At 65.1% G+C, this 22176-nt stretch carries 20 protein-coding genes; 11 read left to right on the forward strand and 9 right to left on the reverse strand.

The features are described 5' to 3' along the window. The first annotated feature begins 33 nt into the window (after positions 1-33). Genes GJ695_RS22170 through GJ695_RS22185 form a run of 4 tightly spaced genes read left to right on the forward strand, consistent with a single transcriptional unit; the run spans position 34 to position 4804 of the window. A complete protein-coding gene (locus tag GJ695_RS22170) occupies positions 34-1566 on the forward strand; it encodes a tryptophan halogenase family protein (protein ID WP_154368589.1) in 1533 nt (510 codons plus the stop codon). A gap of 14 nt (positions 1567-1580) precedes the next feature. Next, the gene (locus GJ695_RS22175; RefSeq protein WP_154368590.1) at positions 1581-2282 is read left to right on the forward strand and encodes a SapC family protein; all 702 of its coding nucleotides are present in this window, start codon (positions 1581-1583) and stop codon (positions 2280-2282) included. Then, complete coding sequence (locus tag GJ695_RS22180) at positions 2266-3279, forward strand: cupin-like domain-containing protein (RefSeq protein ID WP_154368592.1); 1014 nt, start codon at positions 2266-2268, stop codon at positions 3277-3279. The genes GJ695_RS22175 and GJ695_RS22180 overlap by 17 nt, the downstream gene beginning before the upstream one ends. A 10-nt stretch (positions 3280-3289) precedes the next feature. Further along, a complete protein-coding gene (locus tag GJ695_RS22185; protein ID WP_154368594.1) occupies positions 3290-4804 on the forward strand; it encodes a tryptophan halogenase family protein in 1515 nt (504 codons plus the stop codon). 115 nt (positions 4805-4919) lie between these two features. On the opposite strand, the gene GJ695_RS22190 is transcribed toward GJ695_RS22185, so the two are convergent. Then, entirely contained in the window at positions 4920-5810 is an 891-nt protein-coding gene (locus GJ695_RS22190; RefSeq protein WP_154368596.1) for a LysR family transcriptional regulator, read from the reverse strand. Positions 5811-5917: 107 nt separating this feature from the next. On the opposite strand from GJ695_RS22190, the gene GJ695_RS22195 reads away from it, so the two are divergent. Continuing rightward, positions 5918-6661 (forward strand): SDR family oxidoreductase, encoded by a 744-nt coding sequence (locus GJ695_RS22195; RefSeq protein WP_154368598.1) that lies wholly within the window; start codon positions 5918-5920, stop codon positions 6659-6661. Here the strand turns inward: GJ695_RS22195 and GJ695_RS22200 are convergent. Further along, on the reverse strand, positions 6658-7407 hold the full coding sequence (locus tag GJ695_RS22200; RefSeq protein ID WP_166455298.1) for an MOSC domain-containing protein: 750 nt from the start codon (positions 7405-7407) through the stop codon (positions 6658-6660). The genes GJ695_RS22195 and GJ695_RS22200 overlap by 4 nt on opposite strands. Positions 7408-7414: 7 nt before the next feature. Further along, positions 7415-7951 carry a superoxide dismutase family protein gene (locus GJ695_RS22205; protein WP_154368602.1) on the reverse strand — a complete coding sequence of 179 codons (537 nt, stop codon included), beginning with the start codon at positions 7949-7951 and terminating at the stop codon, positions 7415-7417. 155 nt (positions 7952-8106) lie between these two features. Here GJ695_RS22205 and GJ695_RS22210 point away from each other — a divergent pair, with 155 nt between their 5' ends. Both GJ695_RS22210 and GJ695_RS22215 read left to right on the forward strand, forming a co-directional pair. Next, positions 8107-8397 carry a PsiF family protein gene (locus GJ695_RS22210; RefSeq protein WP_154368604.1) on the forward strand — a complete coding sequence of 97 codons (291 nt, stop codon included), beginning with the start codon at positions 8107-8109 and terminating at the stop codon, positions 8395-8397. A gap of 214 nt (positions 8398-8611) precedes the next feature. Then, positions 8612-11071 carry a chemotaxis protein CheW gene (locus GJ695_RS22215; RefSeq protein WP_229260607.1) on the forward strand — a complete coding sequence of 820 codons (2460 nt, stop codon included), beginning with the start codon at positions 8612-8614 and terminating at the stop codon, positions 11069-11071. 7 nt (positions 11072-11078) lie between these two features. Here the strand turns inward: GJ695_RS22215 and GJ695_RS22220 are convergent, their stop codons facing one another. Further along, entirely contained in the window at positions 11079-12308 is a 1230-nt protein-coding gene (locus tag GJ695_RS22220) for an MFS transporter (RefSeq protein ID WP_371866588.1), read from the reverse strand. 205 nt (positions 12309-12513) lie between these two features. Between GJ695_RS22220 and GJ695_RS22225 the strand changes: the two genes are divergently transcribed. The 3 genes from GJ695_RS22225 (at position 12514) to GJ695_RS22235 (ending at position 17035) form a co-directional block, all read left to right on the forward strand. Next, entirely contained in the window at positions 12514-13155 is a 642-nt protein-coding gene (locus GJ695_RS22225; RefSeq protein ID WP_154368610.1) for a head GIN domain-containing protein, read from the forward strand. A gap of 90 nt (positions 13156-13245) precedes the next feature. Further along, positions 13246-15510, forward strand: a complete 2265-nt coding sequence (locus tag GJ695_RS22230) for a putative bifunctional diguanylate cyclase/phosphodiesterase (protein ID WP_166455300.1) — start codon at positions 13246-13248, stop codon at positions 15508-15510. A 25-nt stretch (positions 15511-15535) separates the two neighbouring features. Next, positions 15536-17035 carry a methyl-accepting chemotaxis protein gene (locus GJ695_RS22235; RefSeq protein ID WP_154368614.1) on the forward strand — a complete coding sequence of 500 codons (1500 nt, stop codon included), beginning with the start codon at positions 15536-15538 and terminating at the stop codon, positions 17033-17035. Here GJ695_RS22235 and GJ695_RS22240 read toward each other — a convergent pair whose 3' ends face one another. Beyond that, the gene (locus GJ695_RS22240; RefSeq protein WP_154368616.1) at positions 17036-17905 is read right to left on the reverse strand and encodes a head GIN domain-containing protein; all 870 of its coding nucleotides are present in this window, start codon (positions 17903-17905) and stop codon (positions 17036-17038) included. Positions 17906-18034: 129 nt separating this feature from the next. Between GJ695_RS22240 and GJ695_RS22245 the strand changes: the two genes are divergently transcribed. Then, positions 18035-18385: a nucleotide pyrophosphohydrolase gene (locus tag GJ695_RS22245; protein WP_154368618.1), complete on the forward strand. Its 351-nt coding sequence runs from the start codon at positions 18035-18037 to the stop codon at positions 18383-18385. 157 nt (positions 18386-18542) lie between these two features. Here the strand turns inward: GJ695_RS22245 and GJ695_RS22250 are convergent, their stop codons facing one another. From GJ695_RS22250 to GJ695_RS29700, 4 genes are all read right to left on the reverse strand, one after another. Continuing rightward, a complete protein-coding gene (locus tag GJ695_RS22250) occupies positions 18543-19457 on the reverse strand; it encodes a hypothetical protein (RefSeq protein WP_154368620.1) in 915 nt (304 codons plus the stop codon). Further along, a complete protein-coding gene (locus tag GJ695_RS22255; RefSeq protein WP_154368622.1) occupies positions 19454-19759 on the reverse strand; it encodes a hypothetical protein in 306 nt (101 codons plus the stop codon). Before GJ695_RS22255 ends, GJ695_RS22250 begins: the two co-directional genes overlap by 4 nt. 58 nt (positions 19760-19817) lie before the next feature. After that, positions 19818-21704 (reverse strand): DUF3857 domain-containing transglutaminase family protein, encoded by a 1887-nt coding sequence (locus GJ695_RS22260; protein WP_166455301.1) that lies wholly within the window; start codon positions 21702-21704, stop codon positions 19818-19820. A gap of 79 nt (positions 21705-21783) precedes the next feature. Continuing rightward, positions 21784-22176 (reverse strand): hypothetical protein (locus tag GJ695_RS29700; RefSeq protein ID WP_166455405.1); only part of this gene is annotated, 393 nt, incomplete at its 5' end.

A 22176-nucleotide genomic window follows, 5' to 3' on the forward strand; every position in this document is an offset into this window, starting at 1 on the left:
TATACTTTAGGCAACTCATTAAAAAGGCAAGCTATGCTGAAAAGCATCGTGATCGTCGGCGGCGGTTCCGCCGGCTGGCTGACCGCCGGCCTGATCGCGGCGGAGCACCGCGCCGCGCCGGACGGCCTGCGCATCACCCTGATCGAATCGCCGGACGTGCCGCCCATCGGCGTCGGCGAAGGCACCTGGCCCAGCATGCGCGACACGCTGCACCGCATCGGCGTGTCCGAATCCGATTTCTTCCGCGAGTGCGACGCCTCGTTCAAGCAAGGCTCGCGCTTCAACCGCTGGACCGACGGCGGCGACCACGACGCCTACTTCCATCCGTTTTCGCTGCCGCAGGGCTATGGCGAGGTCAACCTGCCCGAACAGTGGCAGGCCCAGCATCCGCAGATCCCGTTTGCCGACCTGGTCAGCTTCCAGCCCCACCTGTGCGTGAACGGCCGCGCGCCCAAGCAGGTGATGACGCCGGAATTCGCTTCGGTCGCCAACTACGGCTACCACCTGGACGCCGGCAAGTTCGGCGTATTCCTGCGCAAGCACTGCCTGGAAAAGCTCGGCGTGCATTACGTGCCGGACCACGTCACCGCTGTCAACGCGCATGAGAACGGCGACATCGCCTCGCTGCAAACGGTCAAGCATGGCGCCGTGGCAGGCGACCTGTTCATCGACTGCACCGGCATGCAATCGCTGCTGCTGGGCCAGCACTACGGCGTGCCGCTGATCGAGCAGAAGCACGTGCTGTACAACGACTCGGCGCTGGCGGTGCAGATTGCCTACCCGAGCGACAATTATCCGATCGCCTCGCAGACCTCCTCCACCGCGCAGAGCGCCGGCTGGATCTGGGACATCGGCCTGCCGACCCGGCGCGGCGTCGGCCACGTCTACGCCAGCGGCTACATCAGCGACGACCAGGCCGAAGCCGAGTTGCGCGCCTACATCGTGCAAACCGGCGGCCCGGAAGAGATCCCGCAGCCGCGCAAGCTGAGCTTCAATCCCGGCTACCGCGAACAGTTCTGGCACCGCAACTGCGTGGCCATCGGCCTGTCGGCCGGCTTCATCGAACCGCTGGAAGCGTCGGCGCTGGCCATCGTCGAAATGTCGGCCGCCATGGTCAGCGAAGACCTGCCGGCCACGCGCGAAGCGATGGACATCGTCGCCAAACGCTTCAACGACACCTTCCGCTACCGCTGGGAACGGGTAATCGACTTCCTCAAGCTGCACTACGTGCTGAGCCGGCGCCGCGACAGCGCCTACTGGCGCGACAACACGGCCGAGGTGCCGGAACGCCTGGGCGAGCTGCTGACATTGTGGCGCCACCGCGCGCCGTCGCGCAGCGATTTCAACCGTATCGAGGAAGTTTTTCCGGCCGCCAGCTACCAATATATTCTGTACGGCATGGGCTTCCGTAGCGACTTCAGCCGCTCGCCGAAACCGGAAGAAGCGGCCCGAGCCGACGCTTATTTCCAGGAAGCTGCTACATTAACGAAAAAAATGATGAACGGATTGCCAGACAACCGTACACTCATCAACCATATCAAGCTGCATGGCTTGCAAAAAATATAGAACGAGAGACAAAAATGCCTAACCCGGTTTTACTGAACAATATCGACCACCAAGATCTGCGCATCATCACCCGCCGTGGCGCCGCCTATGGCGACCAGGTCATGTCCGCCGCCACCTTCCCGGCCGAGTTCCGCGACGTGCAGGCCTGCTACCCCATCGTGTTCCGCAAGACCACCGACGGCCTGGGCTTCGAGCCGGTCGCGCTGTTCGGCTTCCAGGAGGGCGAAAACCTGTTCCTGAACGGCGAGCGCTGGGAAGCCATGTATGTGCCGATGATGGTCGAGCGCCAGCCCTTCCTGATCGGCCTCAGCGGCAACGAACTGATGGTCAACGTCGACATCGACCACCCGCGCGTCAGCCGCACCGAAGGCGAGGAAGTGTTCAAGCCGCACGGCGGCAACACCGATTTCCTGGAACATGCGAACTCGCTGCTGTTCTCGATTCACCAGGGCTTGCAAACGATGCCAGGCTTCCTGGCCGCGCTGCTTGAAAACGAACTGCTGGAAAGCTTTGCCCTCGACATCGAGCTGAACGACGGTTCGCAGAACCGCCTGATCGGCTTCTACACCATCAACGAAGACCGGCTGCAGGCACTGAGCGGCGAGGCCATCGTCAAACTGCACCAGGCCGGCTATCTGCAGGCGATTTACCTGGTGATCGCATCCCTGTCCAACTTCCGCACGCTGATCGACCGCAAGAATGCCCGCCTCGCCTGAACCCATCCGTGAGATCGCCGGCCTGGGGCCGGCCGATCTCACGGACGACATCCTCACCGCCACCCAGCCGCTGGTGCTGCGCGGCCTGGCCGGCAGCTGGCCGATGGTGCGCGCGGCGCTGGAAAACGACCGCGCCGGTCTCGACTACCTGCGCCGCCACTACCAGGACGCCACCGTCGGCGCCATGCTGGGCGGCGCCGACGCGGGCGGCCGCTTCTTCTACAACGACAGCGTGGACGGCTTCAACTTCCAGCCGGTGCACGCCAAGCTGACCGGCGTGCTGGAGGAGATCGAGAACAAGCTGGCGCTCGATCCGGCGCCCACCATCTATGTCGGCTCGACCACCATCGACACCTGCCTGCCCGGCTTCCGCGAGTACAACGACCTCGACCTCGGCGGACGCGATGCGCTGGCCAGCATCTGGATCGGCAACCGCACCCGCATCGCCGCGCACTACGACCTGCCGGACAATGTGGCGGTGGTGGCCGCCGGCCGCCGCCGCTTCACGCTGTTCCCGCCGGACCAGTTGCAGAACCTGTACGTCGGCCCGATCGACTTCACGCCGGCCGGCCAGGCCATCAGCATGGTCGATTTCCACCGGCCGGATTTTGAAAAATTCCCGAAATTCGCCGAAGCGCTCCACCACGCGCAAAGCGCCGAGCTGGGACCGGGCGACGCCATCTTCATCCCCAGCATGTGGTGGCATCACATCGAGGCGCTGTCGCCGTTCAATGTGCTGGTCAACTACTGGTGGCGGCAGTCGCCCGACTACATGGACACGCCGACCAACGCGCTGATGGCCGCCTTCCTCACCATGCGTGACCTGCCGCCAGCGCAGCGCAAGGCATGGCAGGAAATCTTCCGTCATTACATATTCGAAGCCGACACAGAAACGGCCGCCCATATTCCGGCACACGCCCGCGGCGTGTTGTCGCCACTGACAGCCGATGGGGCACGCGCACTGCGCGGGCACTTGCTTAAAAAACTGAATCGCTAGAGGAGACACCATGCGAGATCCAAACAATCGTCAACCCGTGCGCCGGGTGGTCATCTGCGGCGGCGGCACCGCCGGCTGGATGGCCGCCGCCGGCATTTCCAAGGTGCTGGGCAAGCAGCTCGACATCAAGCTGATCGAGTCGGAAGAAATCGGTACCGTGGGCGTGGGCGAAGCCACCATTCCGACGTTGACCAATTTCCACAACGTGCTGGAGATTAACGAGCAGGAATTCATGGCCGAGACCCAGGCCACCTTCAAGCTCGGCATCAGCTTCGAAAGCTGGCGCAACGTCAAGGAAGACTACATCCATTCCTTCGGCACCACCGGCATCGACCACTGGACCGCCGGCTTCCAGCATTTCTGGCACAAGGGTGTGCAGCGCGGCCTGGCCGGCGATTACGGCGACTACTGCCTGGAGTTGAAGGCCTCGCTGGAAAACCGCTTCGCCCACCTGCCGAACAACGGCATGAACTACGCCTACCACCTGGACGCCAGCCGCTACGCCAAGTTCCTGCGCCGCCTGAGCGAGCCGCGCGGCGTGCAGCGCATCGAAGGCAAGATCGTCCGCTACAACAAGCATGACAACGGCGACGTGCGCTCGGTGGTGATGGAATCGGGCCAGGAAATCGAAGGCGACTTCTTCATCGACTGCACCGGCTTCCGCGCGCTGCTGATCGGTGAAGCGATGGACGAGCCGGTGGAAGACTGGTCGCAATGGCTGTTCTGCGACCGCGCCATCGCCGTGCAGACCACCGCCATCGCCGACGCCGTGCCGCTGACGCGCTCCATGGCGCACCAGGCCGGCTGGCAGTGGCGCATTCCGCTGCAGCACCGCGTCGGCAACGGCATCGTCTATTCGAGCCGCCACCTGGACGAAGAGACCGCGCGCAGGCAGTTGCTGGCCAACGTCGAAGGCAAGACGCTGATCGAGCCGCGCGTGATCAAGTTCAAGCCCTGCCAGCGGCGCCAGACGTGGAAAGGCAATGTGGTCGGCATCGGCCTGGCCAGCGGCTTCCTGGAGCCGATCGAATCGACCAGCATCCACCTGATCCAGCGCAGCGTGATCCGGCTGATGCAGATGTTCCCGTCGGACGGCATCCAGCAGGCCGACATCGACGAATACAACGCCCAGTGCAACAGCGAGATCGACCACATCCGCGATTTCATCATCCTGCACTACCACGCCAACAACCGCACCGACTCGCAGTTCTGGATCGACGTGCGCGAGATGAGCATCCCGGCGTCGCTGCAACACCGCATCGACCTGTTCCGTGAAACCGGCCGCGTATTCCGCGTGCCGAACGAACTGTTCGCGGAAAACTCGTGGATCCAGGTGATGCTGGGCCAGGGCATCATGCCCAAGTCGCACCACGCAACGGCCGACCTGATGGGCGACGAAGAACTCAAAGCCTTCCTCGGCGGCATCAAGAGCCGCATCGACCGCACCGTGGTGCAACTGCCGACGCACCAGGCCTATGTCGAGCGCTATTGCGGCCGTCCCGACGCCGGCGCCAAAGCTGCTTAAGCCCGCAAGCGTTTAGCGATACGCAAGCGTCACCACTTAGGGGTCTGACCCAGGGTCCGGAATAGGGGCTACGCCCCGCCCTCCCTGCGGGAGGGCCCCCACCTGGCCGTGCGGGTCAGCGACTGAGCGCAGTCACCAGCTCATCAAACACCAGCCGAATCCGCGCCGGCACCGGCCCGCGCTGCGGCCGGTAAATGTAGATATCCCACGGATCAGGCTGGTGCTTCTGCAACACCGGCACCAGCCGGCCGGCGGCGATGTGCTCATCGGCCATAAATCCCGGCAACTGGCCAAAGCCCAGACCGGCCAGGATGGCATCGAACTCCGCCTCCGAATCACTGCTCAAAAAACGCGGATTGAGCGGCGAGATATGCTGCCCGCTGGCGAAGTACCAGGGCCACGCCTTGCCGGTGCTGTGATCGCGCAAGGAAGTGGTCGGCAGCTCGTGCAGCTGCTCGATGCTCTTCGGCTTGCCATACAGCGCGATCAGCTCGGGCGTGCCCACCGTGCGGAACGGCTGCGGCGCCACCCGCCGCGCCACGTAGCGGCTGTCGCGCATGGAACCGAAGCGCACGCCGATATCGATACGGTCGTCCACCACATCGGCATGCGTATCGCTGAACTGCACGTCGAAGCGCAGCTGCGGATGCTGCCGCCCCAGGGCCTTCAGCACCGGCACGATCAGCAGGCGCCCCAGCGCCACCGGCGCCGTCAGACGCACCACGCCTTCCACCAGCGACGGCTCGGCATCGGACGCCGGCTGGAACAGCACGTCCACCCGCTGCACGCTGTCGCGCGCCTGCACCGCCAGGTGCTCGCCATAGGTGGTGATCTGGATGCCGCGTGTATTGCGGTGAAACAGCAGCTCGCCCTGCACCGCCTCCAGATCCTGCACCGCCCGCGTGACGGCCTGCGGCGAAATCCCCAGCCGGGCCGCCGCATCCTTGAAGCTGCGCGCTTCGGCCGCCGCCACGAAGATGCGCAACATTTCCAATCGGTTCAGCATGGTCGATAGTTCCTGAAAATGGAATTCTCAAATCATATCATTTCCATTTATTTGCATAGCCGGGATTTCTATACTTGCTTCACTAACCAACCACAAGGAGTCCTGCCATGAGCACCAACATCGAAAACAAAGTCGTTGTCATCACCGGCGCCAGCAGCGGTCTGGGCGAAGCCACCGCCCGCCACCTGGCCGCACGCGGCGCCATCGTCGTGCTCGGCGCACGCCGCATCGACCAGCTGGAAAAAATCGCCGGCGACATCCGCGCCGCCGGCGGCAAGGCCGAAGTGCAGGCCGCCGACGTCACCAGCCGCGAGCAGGTGCAGGCGCTGATCGACACCGCCGTGCGCATCTACGGCCGCGTCGACGTGCTGATCAATAACGCCGGCCTGATGTCCATCGCGCCGATGGACGAACTCAAGGTCGACGAGTGGGACCGCATGATCGACATCAACGTCAAGGGCGTGCTGTACGGTATCGCCGCCGCGCTGCCGCAGTTCCGCAAGCAGAACAGCGGCCACTTCATCAACGTCGCATCGGTGGCCGGCATCAAGGTGTTCAGCCCGGGCGGTACGGTGTACAGCGGCACCAAGTTCGCGGTGCGCGCGATTTCGGAAGGCCTGCGTCATGAGGTGGGCGGTTCGATCCGTACCACCACCATCGAACCAGGCGCGGTCGACACTGAACTGAAGCACGGCAGCTCGCACCAGCAAAGCGCGCAGTTCGTCACCGAGTTCTACAAGCTGGCCATTCCGGCCGACTCGGTCGCCCGCGCGATCGCCTACGCCATCGAGCAGCCGGCCGACGTCGACATCAACGAAATCGTGCTGCGCCCGACGGTGCAGGAGTTCTAAGCAGCGCCCTGCCACAGGAAGGCGGCCAGATCCACCGTAGCGGCATCGCTGCGCTGGATCACGCCTTCCGCCAGCAGCTTCCCGGCCTGGCCGGGAATGAACGGCAGCAGCGCGCCGCGCGCATTGACAATGCGATGCAGCGGCAAGCCCAATCCCGCGCTGCGCCGGATATAACCGGGCAGCGCCCGCACAAAGCCCCCCGCCACGCCGATCGCCACCGTCACATCGACGTAGCGGACCACGCGGCCTGGCGGAATCGTCGGCACAAACGCCAGGAATTTTTGATAGGCGGATTCCGGCAACGGCGTGTACCGCTCGCCGATCAGGCGCACCGCGTCGCCGATCCGGATCTCGCCGCCGGTTGCGAATACGCCCAGCACGCCGCGTCGGTGCACCAGCCGGGAAAAGTCCGCCGCCACCGGCGCGATGCGCTTGCACGGCTCGCAGAACATGGTCAGCCGGATCTCGACGCCCGAGGCGGTGAGCAATGCCGAACCGGGCCGGAACAGCTCCGGCCGGTCGGAAGAAATCACGATGTTTTCCAGCAGCGCGCCGGGCGCGATCCGCAGGTCGCGCAGCTCGCTGGCCAGGGTGACCAGCACCTGCCTTGGACTGAGGCGGTGGGCGTGCACGTCGCCATGAATGCCCAGTCCGGCCTTGCACCGCATGGCCGCGTCCGGCGCCAGGGCGACGCCGGGTTGGCCTCGTACAGGCTGCAGATACAGGTGTTCGACGCGCCCGTTCAAGACCGGCTTATTTGCCGGCCACCACCACGCCGCATGCGAGGCGCTTGCCGGAGTTGCCGGTTGGCTGGGTGACGAAATCATCCGCATCGGCGTGCACGATGACGCCACGGCCGATGACGTTGCCCGGTGCGCCCGCATCCAGCGAAATCTGGCTGGTCGGCACGCTCAGGTGCAACGAGGCCTTGCCGCTGGCGTCGGCGGTGATGTTGCCGAAGTCGCCGCCGTGATGCGCCGCCGAGTCCGGCGCGCCGTGCTGGTGACTGCCCGGATTGAAGTGGCCGCCGGCGCTGGTGCCGTCCGGCGCGCTGCAATCGCCCTTCTCATGCAGGTGGAAGCCGTGCACGCCCGGCGTCAGGCCGGCGAGGTCGGCGTCGATCTGCAACTGGCCATCCTGCTGCTTGAAGCGTACCGAACCGGTCGTGGTGCTGCCCACGGTCGGTTTCAGTTCCACTTCGGCAGTGGTGGGAGCGGCTTGCGCCAGGCCGGCGGCGGCCAGCGCGAGCGCCAGGGTGGCAAAACGGAAAACAGAAGGAACAGGCATCATGGATCTCCAAATAAATTTGAATGGTGATACATTGTTGCACTAATCCCAATCAATGTGCGCACTGCTTTGTGCAGAGAGCCCCTTTTCCAAAGCGCGCTTGTCCGCTATAGTCGTTGCAAGGCGCGCACTCCGCCGCCAACCTTGCGAGGACTCCGATGAAAAAATTGTTGATAGCCGGCTTGATCCTGTCGCTCAGCGACGCAGTGTATGCGGCCGAACCGACCGCGCAGCAAAACAAGATGAAAACCTGTAATGCGGACGCCGCCGGCAAAAAGGGCGACGAGCGCAAGGCTTTCATGAAGGAGTGCCTGAGCGCCAAACCGGCCGCCGCGCCGGAACCCAAGCTGACCCAGCAAGAAAAAATGAAAAAATGTAACGCCGACGCCACCGGCAAAAAAGGCGACGAGCGCAAAACCTTCATGAAGGAATGCCTCAGCAACAAGTAAGTCGACTCCGCCGACGCAACCGCCAGACACGCCATCTCCCGCAGATGGCGTTTTTCATTGGCATTGATTATTGCCTTGGCACATTAATTGCTTAAACGTTAAATTTTAACTGACGAGCGTAATGACCACTTACCAAGTAGCCAACGCTGGCATATTCCTACCCCACATGCCCGACGTTGCCCGATGCGAACTATCGCTGCGGGAATTGAACCAGATGTGGCGGCTTATCGAGTCGTCCGCCAAGATGAACTGCCCGGCCGAAGCACGCCTGCTGCTGCCGGCCATGGTGGCCACCCGCACCGGTTTCGCGCACCTGGAACAGGCCCTGGTGGCCAATCTGGTGCAGGAAAAAGTGCGCAATGTGCTGGCCGAGCTGGGCACCCAGGCGCGCTATGCGATCGACATCCTGGTGCGCAACCTGTTCGAGCGCACCGCCGATGTCGGCTTCCTCGCCACCGACGCCGACCTGTGCAGCTTTGTCGCTGCCGGCGGCGATGACGAGGACGAGGTACAGAGCGCCCGCCAGCGCCTGTCCGACTACCGCGACAAGTACACCGTCTACGACGAAATCCTGCTGCTGGACCTCGACGGCCGCGTGCTGGTGCAGGCCGATCCGACCACGCCGGTGAACTACAGCCGCGATCCGCTGCTGCAACAGACGCTGGACGCCGCCGGCTACGTCGAAACCTTCCGCGCCACCGACCTGCGTCCCGGTAAATCGCGGGCGCTGGTCTACTCGCACCGCATGCTGCATCCGGACACCGGCGAACCGGCCGGCGTGCTATGCCTGTGCTTCAACTTCGACCAGGAGATGGACGCCATCTTCGCCGCCTACCGCGATCCGTCGCACCGCGCCAACATGCTGCTGCTCGACGCCCAGAACCACGTGATCAGCAGCGCCGACCCGCTGTGGATCCCGGCCGGCGTGCGCGTGCCGACCAACGCCGACGGCGAGCCGCAGTTGCTGATGTTCGGCGGCCGCGAATACCTGGTGCGCACCTTCAGCTCCGACGGCTACCAGGGCTATCCCGGCCCGGCCGGCTGGAAGGCGCAGCTAATGATCCCGGTCGACCTGGCCTTCCGCACCAGCGGCGACCAGTCGCTGGCCGACGTCGAGCCGGCGCTGATGCAGGGCCTGCTGTCGCATGCGCAGGCGTTCAGCCCATCGCTGCACGAGCTGATGAGCTCCGTCACGCGCACCACCCGCACCATCGAGCGCATCGTCTGGAACGGCAAGGTCACCAGCGCCGCCAACGATCAGGTCGGCGCCGATGGCAGCCACTCGGGCGGCATCAACAAGCTCAACACGGTGCTGGACCAGATCACCGAAACGGGCGAGCGCAGCGACGCGCTGTTCTCGCACTCGATCCAGGACCTGTACCAGACCGTGCTGGCCTCCAGCATCAGCGAGGCCGAGCTGACCTCGCAGCTGCTGGTGGACATGCTGGACCGTAACCTGTACGAACGCGCCAACGACTGCCGCTGGTGGGCCTTGTCGGCGCAGCTGCGGCGCGGCCTGGCGCAGCCGTCCGACGCCCAGACCAAGGCCATCGCCGACGTGCTGGCCTACATCAACAGCCTGTACACCGTGTATGCGCGGCTGTTCGTCTACGACCGCGGCGGCCGCATCATCGCCAGCACCGGCGGCGACGAGATCGTCGGCCAGTACATCAGCGGCGACACGCTGAGCCGCGTGGCCGCATTGCGCAGCGAGCTGGATCACTATCCGGAAAGCTTCGGCCCCTCGGCCTTCTACGGCGGCGAGGCCACCTACATCTACCACGCCGCCATCCGCCATCCGGAGCAGACCGGCAGCGTGGTCGGCGGCATCGGCATCGTGTTCGACTCCAAGCCGGAGCTGCTCAACATGCTCAACAGCGGCGTCGCCGGCCGCGCCAGCATGCGCGCCTACTTCGTCACGCCGGAAGGCCGGGTGCTGTCCAGCACCGACGCCGCCTGCGCGCCGGGCGACGTGCTGCACCTGGACACCGGCCTGCTGGAGCTGGCCAATGCGGCCGACGCCGGCAGCGGCGCCAGCGTGTCGCGCATCATGCAGCACGACGGCCAGTACGTGATCGCGGCCTGCACCCGCAGCGCCGGCTACCGCGAATTCCGCGCGGTGGAAGGCGTCGAGCAGCCGGTCATCGCCGTGCTGCTGCAAGCCTTCGGCCCGGTGCGCAACGAGCTGCCGGCGCGCGCCGCCGTGCGCATCGAGCGCCTGCGCGACACCGGCCCGGACTTCGCCATCTTCTACGCCGGCCGCACGCTGATGGCGCTGCGCGCGGCGCAGATCCAGGAGGCGGTGCCGTTCGCCAAGGTGCAGCGCACCACCAGCGGCGGCCATCCTGCGCGCCTGGGCATGCTGGACGTGCCGCTGGCCGGCGGCAAGAAGCATTTCGTGTGGGTGTTCGACCTGGCGCTGCTGGCCACCGGCAAGCCCGGCACGGTCACCGACAACAGCCAGGTGATGCTGGTGCACCTGGGCCAGAGCGTGATCGGCCTGCTGGTGGACGACCTGCATTCGGTGCAGCAGTTCGACACGGCCGACATGACCGACTCGCCACTGAGCACGGGCGAATCGGCGCTGGCGCCGCGCCTGATCAAGGCCAACCAGGGCAATCTGCTGATCGAGGAAATCGATATCGAGCGGCTGTTCGCGCGTCTGCGCGGATAACCCTCCGTCAGGCGGCGTCGGCGGCGTGCAGCTGCTGGCGCTCCTGGCGGCGGTACAGCATCAGCGTGGCGAACAGGCCGCAGACGGCGGCCAGCGTCATCCACCAGCCCGGCGCGCTCTTGTCGCCGCTGTACTCGATCAATCCCGTGGCGATGGCCGGCGTGAAGCCGCCGAACAGCGCCGTCGCCAGGCTGTAGGCCAGCGAGAAACCGACCGTGCGCACATCGGCCGGCATCACCTCGGTCAGCGCCACCACCATCGCACCGTTGTAGCTGGCGTACAGGAAGGACAGCCATAACTCCACCTCCAGCATGCGGCCGAAGCTGGGCGACTGCACCAGCCAGTGCAGCGCCGGATACGCGGTCAGGATGGTCAGCACGGTAAAGCACAGCAGCAGCGGGCGGCGGCCCACGCGGTCCGACACGGCGCCCATCACCGGCAGCCAGATGAAGTTGGAAATGCCGATCAGCGCCGTCACGATCAGCGCGTCGGCGCTGCTCAGGTGCAGCACGCTCTTGCCGAAGGTCGGCGTGTAGACGGTGATCAGGTAGAACGACACGGTGGTCATCGCCACCAGCATCATGCCGCAGATGACCAGGCCCCAGTTGTTCAGCATCGAGCGGAAGATTTCATGCAGTTCCGGGCGGTGCTTGCGCGCCTGGAATGCGGCGGTCTCCTGCAGCGAACGGCGGATCACGAACAGCACCGGCACGATCATGCAGCCGACGAAGAACGGAATGCGCCAGCCCCAGGCGGCGATCTCGGCCGGCGCCAGCCACTGGTTCAGCGCGAAGCCCAGCGCGGCGGCCACCACCACCGCCACCTGCTGGCTGGCCGACTGCCAGCTGACGTAGAAGCCCTTGTGGCCCGGCGTCGCCATCTCCGACAGGTAGACCGACACGCCGCCCAGTTCCACGCCGGCCGAGAAGCCCTGCAACAGGCGGCCGGTGAGCACCAGCGCCGGCGCCAGGTAGCCGATGGTGGCGTAGCCCGGCACGCAGGCGATCAGCAGCGTGCCCATGGCCATCAGCGCCAGCGTCACGATCAGGCCCTTGCGGCGGCCGACGCGGTCGACATAGGCACCCAGCAGGATCGCCCCCAGCGGCCGCATCAGGAAGCCGGCGCCGAAGGTCATGAAGGTCAGCATCAGCGAGGCCAGCTCGTCGCCGGACGGGAAAAACGCGGCGGCGATGGCGTTGGCGTAAAAGCCGAACAGGAAGAAATCGAACATCTCCATGAAGTTGCCGCTGACGACACGGATCACGGTGCTGAATTGGCTGGCCACATTTACCTCGCGTGCAAAAAGCTCACTATAGTGGAAACAGTCGCTACTCAACAACACAGCCCCCGTTTTTTGCAGTTCGTCACAAAACTGTCGGCAGCGGCAGGCAAGTTCAGTAAAATCAAGATGTCGAATTTATTAACGTTACCGAGGAATTATCATGCGCCGTACCGCTGCCGCCGTCCTGATCCCCGCCCTGTTTGCCCTGAGCGCCTGGAGTCCGAATGTACAGGCGGCCGAGTCCACCCGCACGCTGCCGTCGTTCATCGCCATCAACGCCAAGGGAGCCTTCGCCATGACGGTGGAAGTGGGCAAGACGCAGTCGGTGGTGATCAGCGGCGAGGACAGGTTCGTCTCCAACCTCAAGACCGAAGTGGTCGACAATGAACTGCAGATCACGCTGCCGGACAAGAGCTTCAAGTCGAACAAGGGCGATCCGCGCATCACCATCACCATGCCGTCGCTGAGCCGGGTCAAGGTGGAAGGCGCCGGCGAGACCATCGTCAACAAGGTCAACACCGACCGCCTGGACATCAGCTACCTCGGCGCCGGCCACCTGGAAGCCAACGGCAAGGTCAAGTACCTGCGCCTGAACGCCAAGGGCGTGGGCGAAGTCGACACCCAGAAGCTGCAGGCCGAGCGCGTGGACGTCAATTTCGAAGGCGTCGGCAACGTCAGCGTCTACGCCACCGACCTGCTGAACGCGGTGGCCAAGGGCATCGGCGGGCTGACCTACTACGGCCATCCGAAAACGGTGAACAAGTCGGTGTCCGGTATCGGCAACGTCAAGGCCGGAGACTAATTGCCTAACTAATTGCCACAGTGACACAAGGTGCGAATGCGGGTAACATCAGCAGCAAAACAACCGCAACGCACCCCTGGAGGCACCCCTGTGGCTGTGGCCAACGACATTGCGCACTGGCGCGCGCAGATCTTTGCGAAACTGCTGCTGGTGGTGTTCTTGCTCGGGCTACTCACCGCAGTGCCCAGCGCCCTGCTGGCCGCCAGCGAGGGCATGTGGTCGATCGCCGTGGTCGATATCGTGGCGCTGGTCTGGATCGGCGTCATCTGGCGCTGGCGCAGCCTCTCCTACACCGTGCGCGTGGTCAACTTCGTCAGCGTGGCCTTCCTGGTCGGCATCGCGCTGCTGCTCAAGGTGGGCCCGGTCAGCCAGATCTACCTGATGGCGGTGCCGGTGCTGGCGGCGCTGCTGCTGGGCCTTCGTCCGGCGCTGTGGACGTTGCTGGTGGCCGGCCTGAGCGTGATGGTGCTGGGCTTCGAGGACAACGCCAACCTGCACCTGGAAGGCCTGCCCGACTACGGCTTCCTGAAGGCCGCCATCATCTCCCTCAACTTCAGTTTCATCACGGCGGTACTGACGCTGTCGTGCGCGGTGCTGCTGCAACACCTGGAGCGCTCGTTCGACAAGCTGTCCGACCTCAACGCCGAACTGCGCCTGACCTCCGCCGCCGTCGCGCGCCTGAACGACATGGTGCTGATCGCCCAGGTGGACCAGGACGCCGCGCAGCACATCATCTTCGTCAACGAAGCCTTCGAGCGCCACACCGGCTACCGGCGCGACGAGGTGGTGGGCCGCGACCTGCGCCTGCTGCGCGGCCCGGACACCGATCCGGGCGTGGTGGACGACATCGAACGCGCCATGGCGAACAGCGAAACCGTGCGCGCCGAACTGCTGAACTACACCAAGTCCGGCCAGCCCTACTGGGTGGAGACGGAGCTGGTGCCATTCACCGACGAAGGCGGCATCAACACCCACTGGGTGGCGGTGGAACGCGACATCACCGAGCGCCGCAAATCGCAGGACGACATCCACCGCCTGGCCTTCTTCGACGTGCTGACCGGCCTGCCCAACCGCCGCCTGCTGATGGACCGCATCGACAAGCTGCTGGCCAGCTCCGAACGCGGCGCCACCTACAGCGCGGTGATGTTCATCGACCTCGATCGCTTCAAGACCATCAACGACGCGCGCGGCCACGCCATCGGCGACGCCCTGCTGTGCAACGCCGCCGGCCGCCTGAGCAAATTGATGCGCAAGGCCGACACCGTGGCGCGCATCGGCGGCGACGAGTTCGTGGTGCTGCTGGGCCACCTGTCGCACGAGCTGCAAGGCGCCACCCACGCGGCGCTGACGGTGGCGGAAAAGATCCGCAGCGCCATCGGCCAGGATTTCGAGATCGAAGGCCAGACCTACAATTCCACCGCCAGCATCGGCGTCACCATGCTGCCCCGCTCGGGCCAACCCGGCCAGACCGCGCAGGATTTGCTGCGCGAAGCCGACACCGCCATGTACCGCGCCAAGTCGGAAGGCCGCAACGGCATCGCCTTCTTCGAGGCGGCGATGCAGGCCGAAGTCGAACACCGCCTGACGCTGGAACGCGACCTGGCCGCCGCGCTGGCCAACAACGAATTGCAGATGCACGTGCAGGCGCAGGTCGACCGCAACGGCCGCGCGGTGGGCGGCGAACTGCTGATGCGCTGGCCGCAGGCCGACGGCTCCATGATCGCGCCGGGCGTGTTCATCCCGGTGGCCGAGGAATCGGGCCTGATCGTCGAACTGGGTGCCTGGGCGCTGCGCCAGGCCTGTGACGCCGTACTGCAACTGCAGGCGGCCGGACTGGCGATGCCGCTGTCGGTCAACGTCAGCCCGACGCAGTTCCGCCAGGCCGACTTTGTGGCGCAGGTGCAGCAGGCGCTGGCCGACACTGGAGCGCCGGCCACGCTGCTGGTGCTGGAAGTGACCGAAGGCCTGTTGATCGACAAGATGGACGACACCATCGCCCGCATGCACCAGCTGACCGCCATGGGCCTGCGCTTTTCCATCGACGATTTCGGCACCGGCTATTCCAGCATGGCGTATCTTAAGAAGATGCCGCTGTATGAATTGAAGATCGACCGCAGCTTCATCATGGACACGCCGGAAGACCTCAGCAGCAAGGCGCTGGTGCAGTCGATCCTGGCGATGGCCGGCCATCTCGGGCTGCGCGTGGTGGCCGAAGGCGTGGAGACGCAGGCGCAGGCCGACTTCCTGATCGCCCACGACTGCGCCTGCATGCAGGGCTACCTGTACGCGCGGCCGATGCCGCTGGCGGCACTGATTGAACGGTTACACAGCAACACGGCAGTGGCAGCCGCATAGCCACCAACACACAGCGGGAGGTGCAATGAAACTGAGCGTCGCACAAAAAATGGGGCTGCTGGCCGGCGCCGCCCTGGCGGGCATCGTGCTGCTGGCGGGACTGAGCCAGTACCAGATGGAAGAAGTCTACGATGCCGCCAACTACTCCACCATCAACACGGTGCCCAGCCTGGTGGTGATCGACAAGCTGCGCGACAGCTTCCTGCGCATGCGCATCCGCGTCAACCAGCACGTGCTCAACACCGACGAGAAGAAGTTCGCGGAGCTGGACAACAGCGTCACCGACATGCGCAAGCTGGTCGACGACAGCATGAAGAAATACGAGCCGCTGCTGGCCGACGACAAGGACAAGGCCATCCTCGACAAGGAGAAGGCTTCCTGGGCCAAGGTGCAGCCGCAGATCGAGGCGGTGCTGGCCGAATCGCGCAGCAACCACAACGACAAGGCGCGCATCGCGCTGGAAGCGGCGCGGCCGGAAATCCAGGTGATGCAGGGGCTGCTCGACGAGCATTTCGACTACAACGTCGAACTGGGCCAGCAAGGCGCCAACCGCGCGGTGGCCGCCAAGAAGAAGGCGGCGCGCAACGCCGTCATCATCGCCGTCTGCACGCTGGTGGTGGTGGCCCTGATCAGCGCGGTCATCACGCGCGCGCTGCTCAGGCAGCTGGGCGGCGAGCCCGATTATGCGGCCGACATCGTCAACCGCGTCGCGCATGGCGACCTGACGGTCAAGGTGCAGATCAAACAGGGTGACACCACCAGCCTGCTGGCGGCGATGCACAGCATGGTCGGCAACCTGTCGCGCGTGGTGGGTGAAGTCAACGACGGCGCCGAGGCCCTGGCCAGCGCCTCCGAGGAAGTCAGCGCCACGGCGCAGTCGCTGTCGCAGGGCGCCAGCGAACAGGCGGCGGCAGCGGAGGAATCCAGCGCCGCCATCGAGCAGATGTCGGCCTCGATAGCGCAGAACACCGAGAACGCCAAGGTCACCGACGGCATGGCCGGCAAGGCCGCGCAGGAAGCGGGTGAAGGCGGCGAAGCGGTGCGCTCCACCGTGACGGCGATGCGCGAGATCGCCAAGAAGATCGGCATCATCGACGATATCGCCTACCAGACCAACCTGCTGGCGCTGAACGCGGCGATCGAGGCGGCGCGCGCCGGCGAACACGGCAAGGGCTTTGCCGTGGTGGCGGCCGAAGTACGCAAGCTGGCGGAGCGCAGCCAGGTGGCGGCGCAGGAGATCGAACAGGTGGCCTCGGGCAGCGTCAACCTGGCCGAGAAGGCCGGCGCGCTGCTCGACACCATGCTGCCGAATATCAAGCGCACCTCGGACCTGGTGCAGGAAATTACGGCGGCGTCGGAAGAGCAGTCGGCCGGCGCCGGGCAGATCAACTCCGCCATGAGCCAGCTCAGCCAGACCACGCAGATGAACGCCTCCAGTTCCGAACAGCTGGCCGCCACCGCCGAAGAGATGAGCGGTCAGGCCGAGCAGCTGCAAAGCTCGATGGCGTTCTTCAAGGTACGCTGATTACTGGACGATGGTGACGCGCTTGCCGTTCACATTGCGCTGCATCGGATTGCCGTAGACCGTGACGCTGCCCGAGCCGTTGGCGTTGGCCACCACCGACTGCGTGACGGCGGCGGCGATGCTGCCGGAGCCGTTGCTGTTCAGTTCCGCGCGTTCGCTGGTCATGCCGGCCAGGTCGGCGCTGCCGGAACCGTTCAGGCGCACCGTCATGTTGCGCACGTTGCCGCTGGCGTTGACGCCGCCGGAACCGCGCAGTTCCAGGTTCAGCGTCTCGCCGTTGACGCGGCCCAGGTCCAGCCGGCCGGAACCGTTCAGCTGGGCCATGGCGTTGCCGCTGTTCAGGCCGGAGGCGTTGAGGCCGCCGGAGCCGTTCAGGCGTGCATCGAGGCGGTCGACGTTGCCGCTGACGCGCACCGAGCGCGAACCGTTCAGCGACAGGTCCAGCGGACCGCCGCTCAGGCCGCTGACCGTCAGTTGGCCCGAACCGTTGGCCGACAGGTGGCGCAGCGTTGGCGTGGTGAACACCACCTTCAGCGGATTGCTGGTGCGGATATTGCCGTCGATCGAAATGCGCAGCGTGCCGCCGCTGGCGTCGGTGCGCACCAGCGGCAGGATGTTGCTGTCGCCTTCCACCTGGAGTCCGGCGGCTTCGCCGACCCGCACTTCCACCTGCATCGGACCATTGATGTCGATGCCGTCCAGGCGGGCGACCTGGCGGTTTTCGACCACGATATGGCCGTCGCCCTGCACCGCAGTGCCACTGAACGACGATTTGTACTGAACACTGCCATCGCCGCTGTCCGGCACCACGATAACGGCGCAGCCGGCGAGGATGGAAAGGGCGGCGAGAGCGATGATGGTACGGCGCATGATGGGGTGTCCTGGAGTTGGTAAAGTGTTGCCACTATAGCCAGCGCCCTGCCCGTTCGCCCGGGCGATGCGACAAACGGTCGAAAAAGGGGGATGAAACGCACAAACGGCGGTGCTACCATAGCGGCCATGACTACCGCCCCGCTCTCCGACCTGCAAGACCTGCGCGACCGCACGCGCCAATTCGCCCAAGCCCGTGACTGGGAGCAGTTCCACACGCCCAAGAACCTGGCCATGGCGCTGTCGGTGGAAGTGGCCGAGCTGGCCGAACACTTCCAGTGGCTGCCCACCGGCGCCGCCGCCGAGCTGGACGACGCCAAGCGCACCGCCATCCGCCACGAACTGGCCGACGTGCTGCTCTATCTGGTCCAGCTGGCCGACAAGCTGCAAGTCGACCTGCACGCCGCCGCCGTCGACAAGATGGCCCTCAACGCCCTCAAATACCCCGCCGACCCGGTGCGCAGCGACCTGCGCAAATAAAGCGGGTTCAGGTTTTGTTTTTCTACCGAGGTCGCGGGAACCACAAAACCCGCACTGCGGCGCACAGGGGTCGGACCCCGCATGGGGTCCGACCCCGAACTTTTGGGGTGACCGCCTCACTCAATCAACCGAAACCTACATGATCGGCGCCGTGCCGCTATCGCAGCAGTGGCGTGATGTCCTCGCCAAACACCTGCTGCGCCAGCGGGACGATTTGCCTGGCATCCCTGCTGTCGGCAACAGCGCTGACCCAAGCCTGGACTTTCACCCGGCCGTGCCGCTGTTCCAGCCCGCTGAACAGCGCAAGCGCAGCGCCATAGCGCCCTGCCTCGTCACCATTGTCTTCCGCGAAATCATCCGGCCCAAAGCTGAACGGACCGGGCGGCGTATAGGCGGGATCTTTCTTCCGGCGCTCCCGGTCTTCCGCGCTCAACTGGCGTTCGATCGCCTCCGGCTTGACTCGGATGCCGCCCCATGCGCCCAAATGCGCGGCGCCAAGCTTGCGATATTCCTCGGCATGGCGCGCACGCACAACTTGCGCGAGGTCGGGGCGGACTTGCCCGGTCACCTCAACGCCGGCCCATTCTGCATGGCCCTCCGAAAACCAGCGCGGCAATTTATCGCTTTGCGTGAGATGTGTCTCTTCATGCGGCATCACGGAGAGCAGGAAGTACATGGTCTTCTCATCCCACCGATCCGACTTGAACACGTTCACCCATCGCAGTTCGCCATCACGTTTCGGCGGAATGTAGTTTTCGTCATGCGTGAGCACCATCGGCGACCAGGTCATCTTCTGCTTCGGAAGCAGGTCCAGCAGTCCCATGAAACACGCAATCTTCGACGCCGCGGCGTTTGCCAGATCGGGCGCGTGATATATCCGCACGCTGCTGCCCGTCACATCGGAGCGCGCCTCGTAGTACGGCAAGTCCCCGGCGGCAGCGGCGACGGATTGAACCTGCACATGCGCCAGCGCCACACCGGGCGCCGCATCGATCCTGCATGCATCGTCGATTTGAGCGGCATGCGCCGCCATGGCCGACAGCCACGCCACCATGCACAGTGATTTTTTCATCGCGCCGGCGCCGCCATCCGGTACAGCGTTTCACTGTAAGGCAGGCGCGCGACGATGCGCGCCTTGCTGGCGACAACGCCCAGCGTCACACGGCGGCACAGGCCGTTGACCATGCCGGCCTCGCGCTGGCAAATGCCGTCCGGGCTGTCGAGGAACTCGGTCTTGCTCAGGCGCGGAAAGACCAGGATCATGCCATCGGTGGTGGCGGCCATCGGCGGCACCACGAAAATCGTCATCTGGGTATAGACGCCGAGACACACAGCAGCCAGCGCCACCACCGAAATAACCGACCGTTTCCCCATGACGCCATCCGCAGAATAGTTGATGCCGACATGTTAGTGCATTCCCTGAACAGCAATACTATCTGATTGTCACCGGCATGCCCGATTCCGGCAGCTGCAGGATGAACTGGCTGCGCAGGTCGCGCACCATCTTCCTGATGTCGGCCTGCATCGCCACGTAGTCTTCCGGCGTGCAGACCTTGGTGCCGGCCTTGCCGCTCTTGAAGCTGCGGCCGATCAGCAGCTTGCCGTCCACCTGCCTGAACTCGGCGCGGTACTGGAAGTACGGACTGGCGATATGCACGTCCGGCGGCACCGCCAGCAGCGCGGCGCGCTGCGGAAATTCATAGACCGCCTCTTCCTCGTAATCGTTTTCCGGACAGACGAAAGGCTGCGTGCGCGTCGTCTCGTTGGTCAGGCCGAACACCTGCTGCGCCAGGCCGACATACAGGCTCGACGAACTCGGCACGCCGACCGTGCCCGGCAGGTAGACCCAGTTCTCGCCCTGCCCGCGCAGGCGGTAGCTGTAGCCGTGGCCGGCCGCCTTGTCGTCCAGGTCGCCCAGCAGCACGTCGCCGCTGCCCTTGACGCCGGAACCTTTCAGCAGCGACTCGACAAAGCGCTGCTGGTCTTCCTTGCGCCAGTTGCGATGCTCGTAGCGCACCTCCTCTTCCCACCAGCCGAGCTGGTCGCGCGTGAAATCGAACCTGGCCGAACCGTCCTCGGCAATCTGAACGGTGTAGCGGTTTTTGATCTTGCCCAGCTGCGTCACCGGCGTGTGGCCCAGCTTGCCGCTGCGGGTCAGGATCACCGTCTTGTCCAGATCCCACACCGGCAGGTAGCCGGCGCTGATGTTCTCCGCCGTCGAGTCCAGGTACAAATCCAGGCTCGGGATGTAGTTGATGGCGTGATTGAACTGGCCCAGGCTGGCGACCGGCGCCAACCGGTACGAGTTGCCGGCGTTGATCAGCACCGGCGTGCTGTCGATGCCGACCGCGCGCAGCAGCGCCTCCATCAGCGTCGCATGGTCCTTGCAGTCGCCGTAGCGGTTGTCGAGCACCGCTTCGGCGTTGTGCGGCTCCAGGCCGCCGTTGCCGATGTAGACGGCGACGTAGCGGATGTTCTTGCGCACCCAGTTGTCGATGGCCAGCGCCTGTGCGCGCGGATCGCTCAGGCCCTGCGTCAGCTCGCGCGCCTTGGCGGTGATGCGCGCGGTCGGCGTGGCGGCGACAGCGGCGGCGCGGTCGTAGGCCAGGCCGACTTCGGCGAAGTTGTTGAAGGTCGAGACGAACAGGTGGCGGCCGTAATCGGCGTAGGCGACGGTGTCGTACTCGATGCGCGGATTATCGGCCTGCTGATAATCCCAGCGGTAGACGGTGCGGCCGTCATGCTGCCGCGGCGCGCTGGCCTTGAAGCCGGGATCGTCGGCGCGCAGCGGCATGTCGGATGGCAGATCGTAGATCAGCGTCAGCTGCGTGGTCGGGCGGAACAGCGGATAAGTGGCGTCGGTGAACTGGCCGGGGAACATGGCGGTGCGGCGCACGTGGCGGATCTTCGAATACAGCTTGTCGCCCACCGCGACGTCGGGATAGATCACCGACTTGATCTGCATGTCCTGGAACATCGGCGCGCCGCTGTAGGCCGGTTCCTGCTGCAGCTTGATCTGGTCCGGCTGCACCTGGATGCGGCGGCCGTCCGGTTTTTCGGTATAGGCGTCGATGACGTCGATGTCTTCGAGCGTGCGGTTGAAGTGGAACTGGCGCTGCGCCTGGGCGCCCACGGCGCGCTGTTCGTTCAGCTGCACCAGGACTTCATGGTCGAGGACAAAGCTGCCGTCGCGCTGGACGACGAAGGCCTGCACTTCCTTCAGCGTGGTCGCCGACGAGTCGGTGCCGTCATCGGCGGCAAAGACTGGCGTGGACAGCAGCATGGCAGCGCACCACGCGGCGAGCAATTTCATTTTCATGGCAAACACAGGAAGAGGCAGGAACATGCATTCTTGGCAGCCTTTGCATTTTAGTCAAGTTACCGCCAGGTAAGCTTGGCTAGAACCGCTGTGGACAGCTCGACATGGTGGGCTGGCCGAAGCTGTCGCGTCCGCCCTTGGCGGCGCTGTTCCCCGACATGCTGGCCTTGTCGGGATAGAACAGGCAGTACTCGCCGAAGGCCGTGATGACCTTGTAGATGCGCTTGGGATCGTTGGGAGCGCTGAACAGCTCGATGCGCGCGGCCTCGAACCATTTGGGGCCGACCGCCTCATGCGCCGCCGCGATGCCCCTCGACAGGCGCGCGCCGGTCGAATCGGCCGGCGGCGCCGAGGTCAGGGCCTGGCGGTGCTCGGCGCGCAGCTGGCGGTCGATGGCGCCGACGGCTCTCAATGCCTGCTGCACCACGTCGGCCGGCGGCGCTGGCGCGGCGGTCGCTGGCTCGACAGCGGC

This window comes from Duganella alba, assembly GCF_009674495.1.
In the GTDB taxonomy this organism is placed as follows: Bacteria; Pseudomonadota; Gammaproteobacteria; order Burkholderiales; family Burkholderiaceae_D; genus Rugamonas; species Rugamonas alba.

Excerpts from the sequence above, each read along its gene's own strand:
- GJ695_RS22170 (WP_154368589.1), top strand. The coding sequence starts at position 34 with ATGCTGAAAAGCATCGTGATCGTCGGCGGCGGTTCCGCCGGCTGGCTG.
- GJ695_RS22175 (WP_154368590.1), top strand. The coding sequence starts at position 1,581 with ATGCCTAACCCGGTTTTACTGAACAATATCGACCACCAAGATCTGCGC.
- GJ695_RS22180 (WP_154368592.1), top strand. The coding sequence starts at position 2,266 with ATGCCCGCCTCGCCTGAACCCATCCGTGAGATCGCCGGCCTGGGGCCG.
- GJ695_RS22185 (WP_154368594.1), top strand. The coding sequence starts at position 3,290 with ATGCGAGATCCAAACAATCGTCAACCCGTGCGCCGGGTGGTCATCTGC.
- GJ695_RS22190 (WP_154368596.1), bottom strand. The coding sequence starts at position 5,810 with ATGCTGAACCGATTGGAAATGTTGCGCATCTTCGTGGCGGCGGCCGAA.
- GJ695_RS22195 (WP_154368598.1), top strand. The coding sequence starts at position 5,918 with ATGAGCACCAACATCGAAAACAAAGTCGTTGTCATCACCGGCGCCAGC.
- GJ695_RS22205 (WP_154368602.1), bottom strand. The coding sequence starts at position 7,951 with ATGATGCCTGTTCCTTCTGTTTTCCGTTTTGCCACCCTGGCGCTCGCG.
- GJ695_RS22210 (WP_154368604.1), top strand. The coding sequence starts at position 8,107 with ATGAAAAAATTGTTGATAGCCGGCTTGATCCTGTCGCTCAGCGACGCA.
- GJ695_RS22215 (WP_229260607.1), top strand. The coding sequence starts at position 8,612 with ATGTGGCGGCTTATCGAGTCGTCCGCCAAGATGAACTGCCCGGCCGAA.
- GJ695_RS22220 (WP_371866588.1), bottom strand. The coding sequence starts at position 12,308 with ATGGAGATGTTCGATTTCTTCCTGTTCGGCTTTTACGCCAACGCCATC.
- GJ695_RS22225 (WP_154368610.1), top strand. The coding sequence starts at position 12,514 with ATGCGCCGTACCGCTGCCGCCGTCCTGATCCCCGCCCTGTTTGCCCTG.
- GJ695_RS22235 (WP_154368614.1), top strand. The coding sequence starts at position 15,536 with ATGAAACTGAGCGTCGCACAAAAAATGGGGCTGCTGGCCGGCGCCGCC.
- GJ695_RS22240 (WP_154368616.1), bottom strand. The coding sequence starts at position 17,905 with ATGCGCCGTACCATCATCGCTCTCGCCGCCCTTTCCATCCTCGCCGGC.
- GJ695_RS22245 (WP_154368618.1), top strand. The coding sequence starts at position 18,035 with ATGACTACCGCCCCGCTCTCCGACCTGCAAGACCTGCGCGACCGCACG.
- GJ695_RS22250 (WP_154368620.1), bottom strand. The coding sequence starts at position 19,457 with ATGAAAAAATCACTGTGCATGGTGGCGTGGCTGTCGGCCATGGCGGCG.
- GJ695_RS22255 (WP_154368622.1), bottom strand. The coding sequence starts at position 19,759 with ATGGGGAAACGGTCGGTTATTTCGGTGGTGGCGCTGGCTGCTGTGTGT.
- GJ695_RS22260 (WP_166455301.1), bottom strand. The coding sequence starts at position 21,704 with ATGAAAATGAAATTGCTCGCCGCGTGGTGCGCTGCCATGCTGCTGTCC.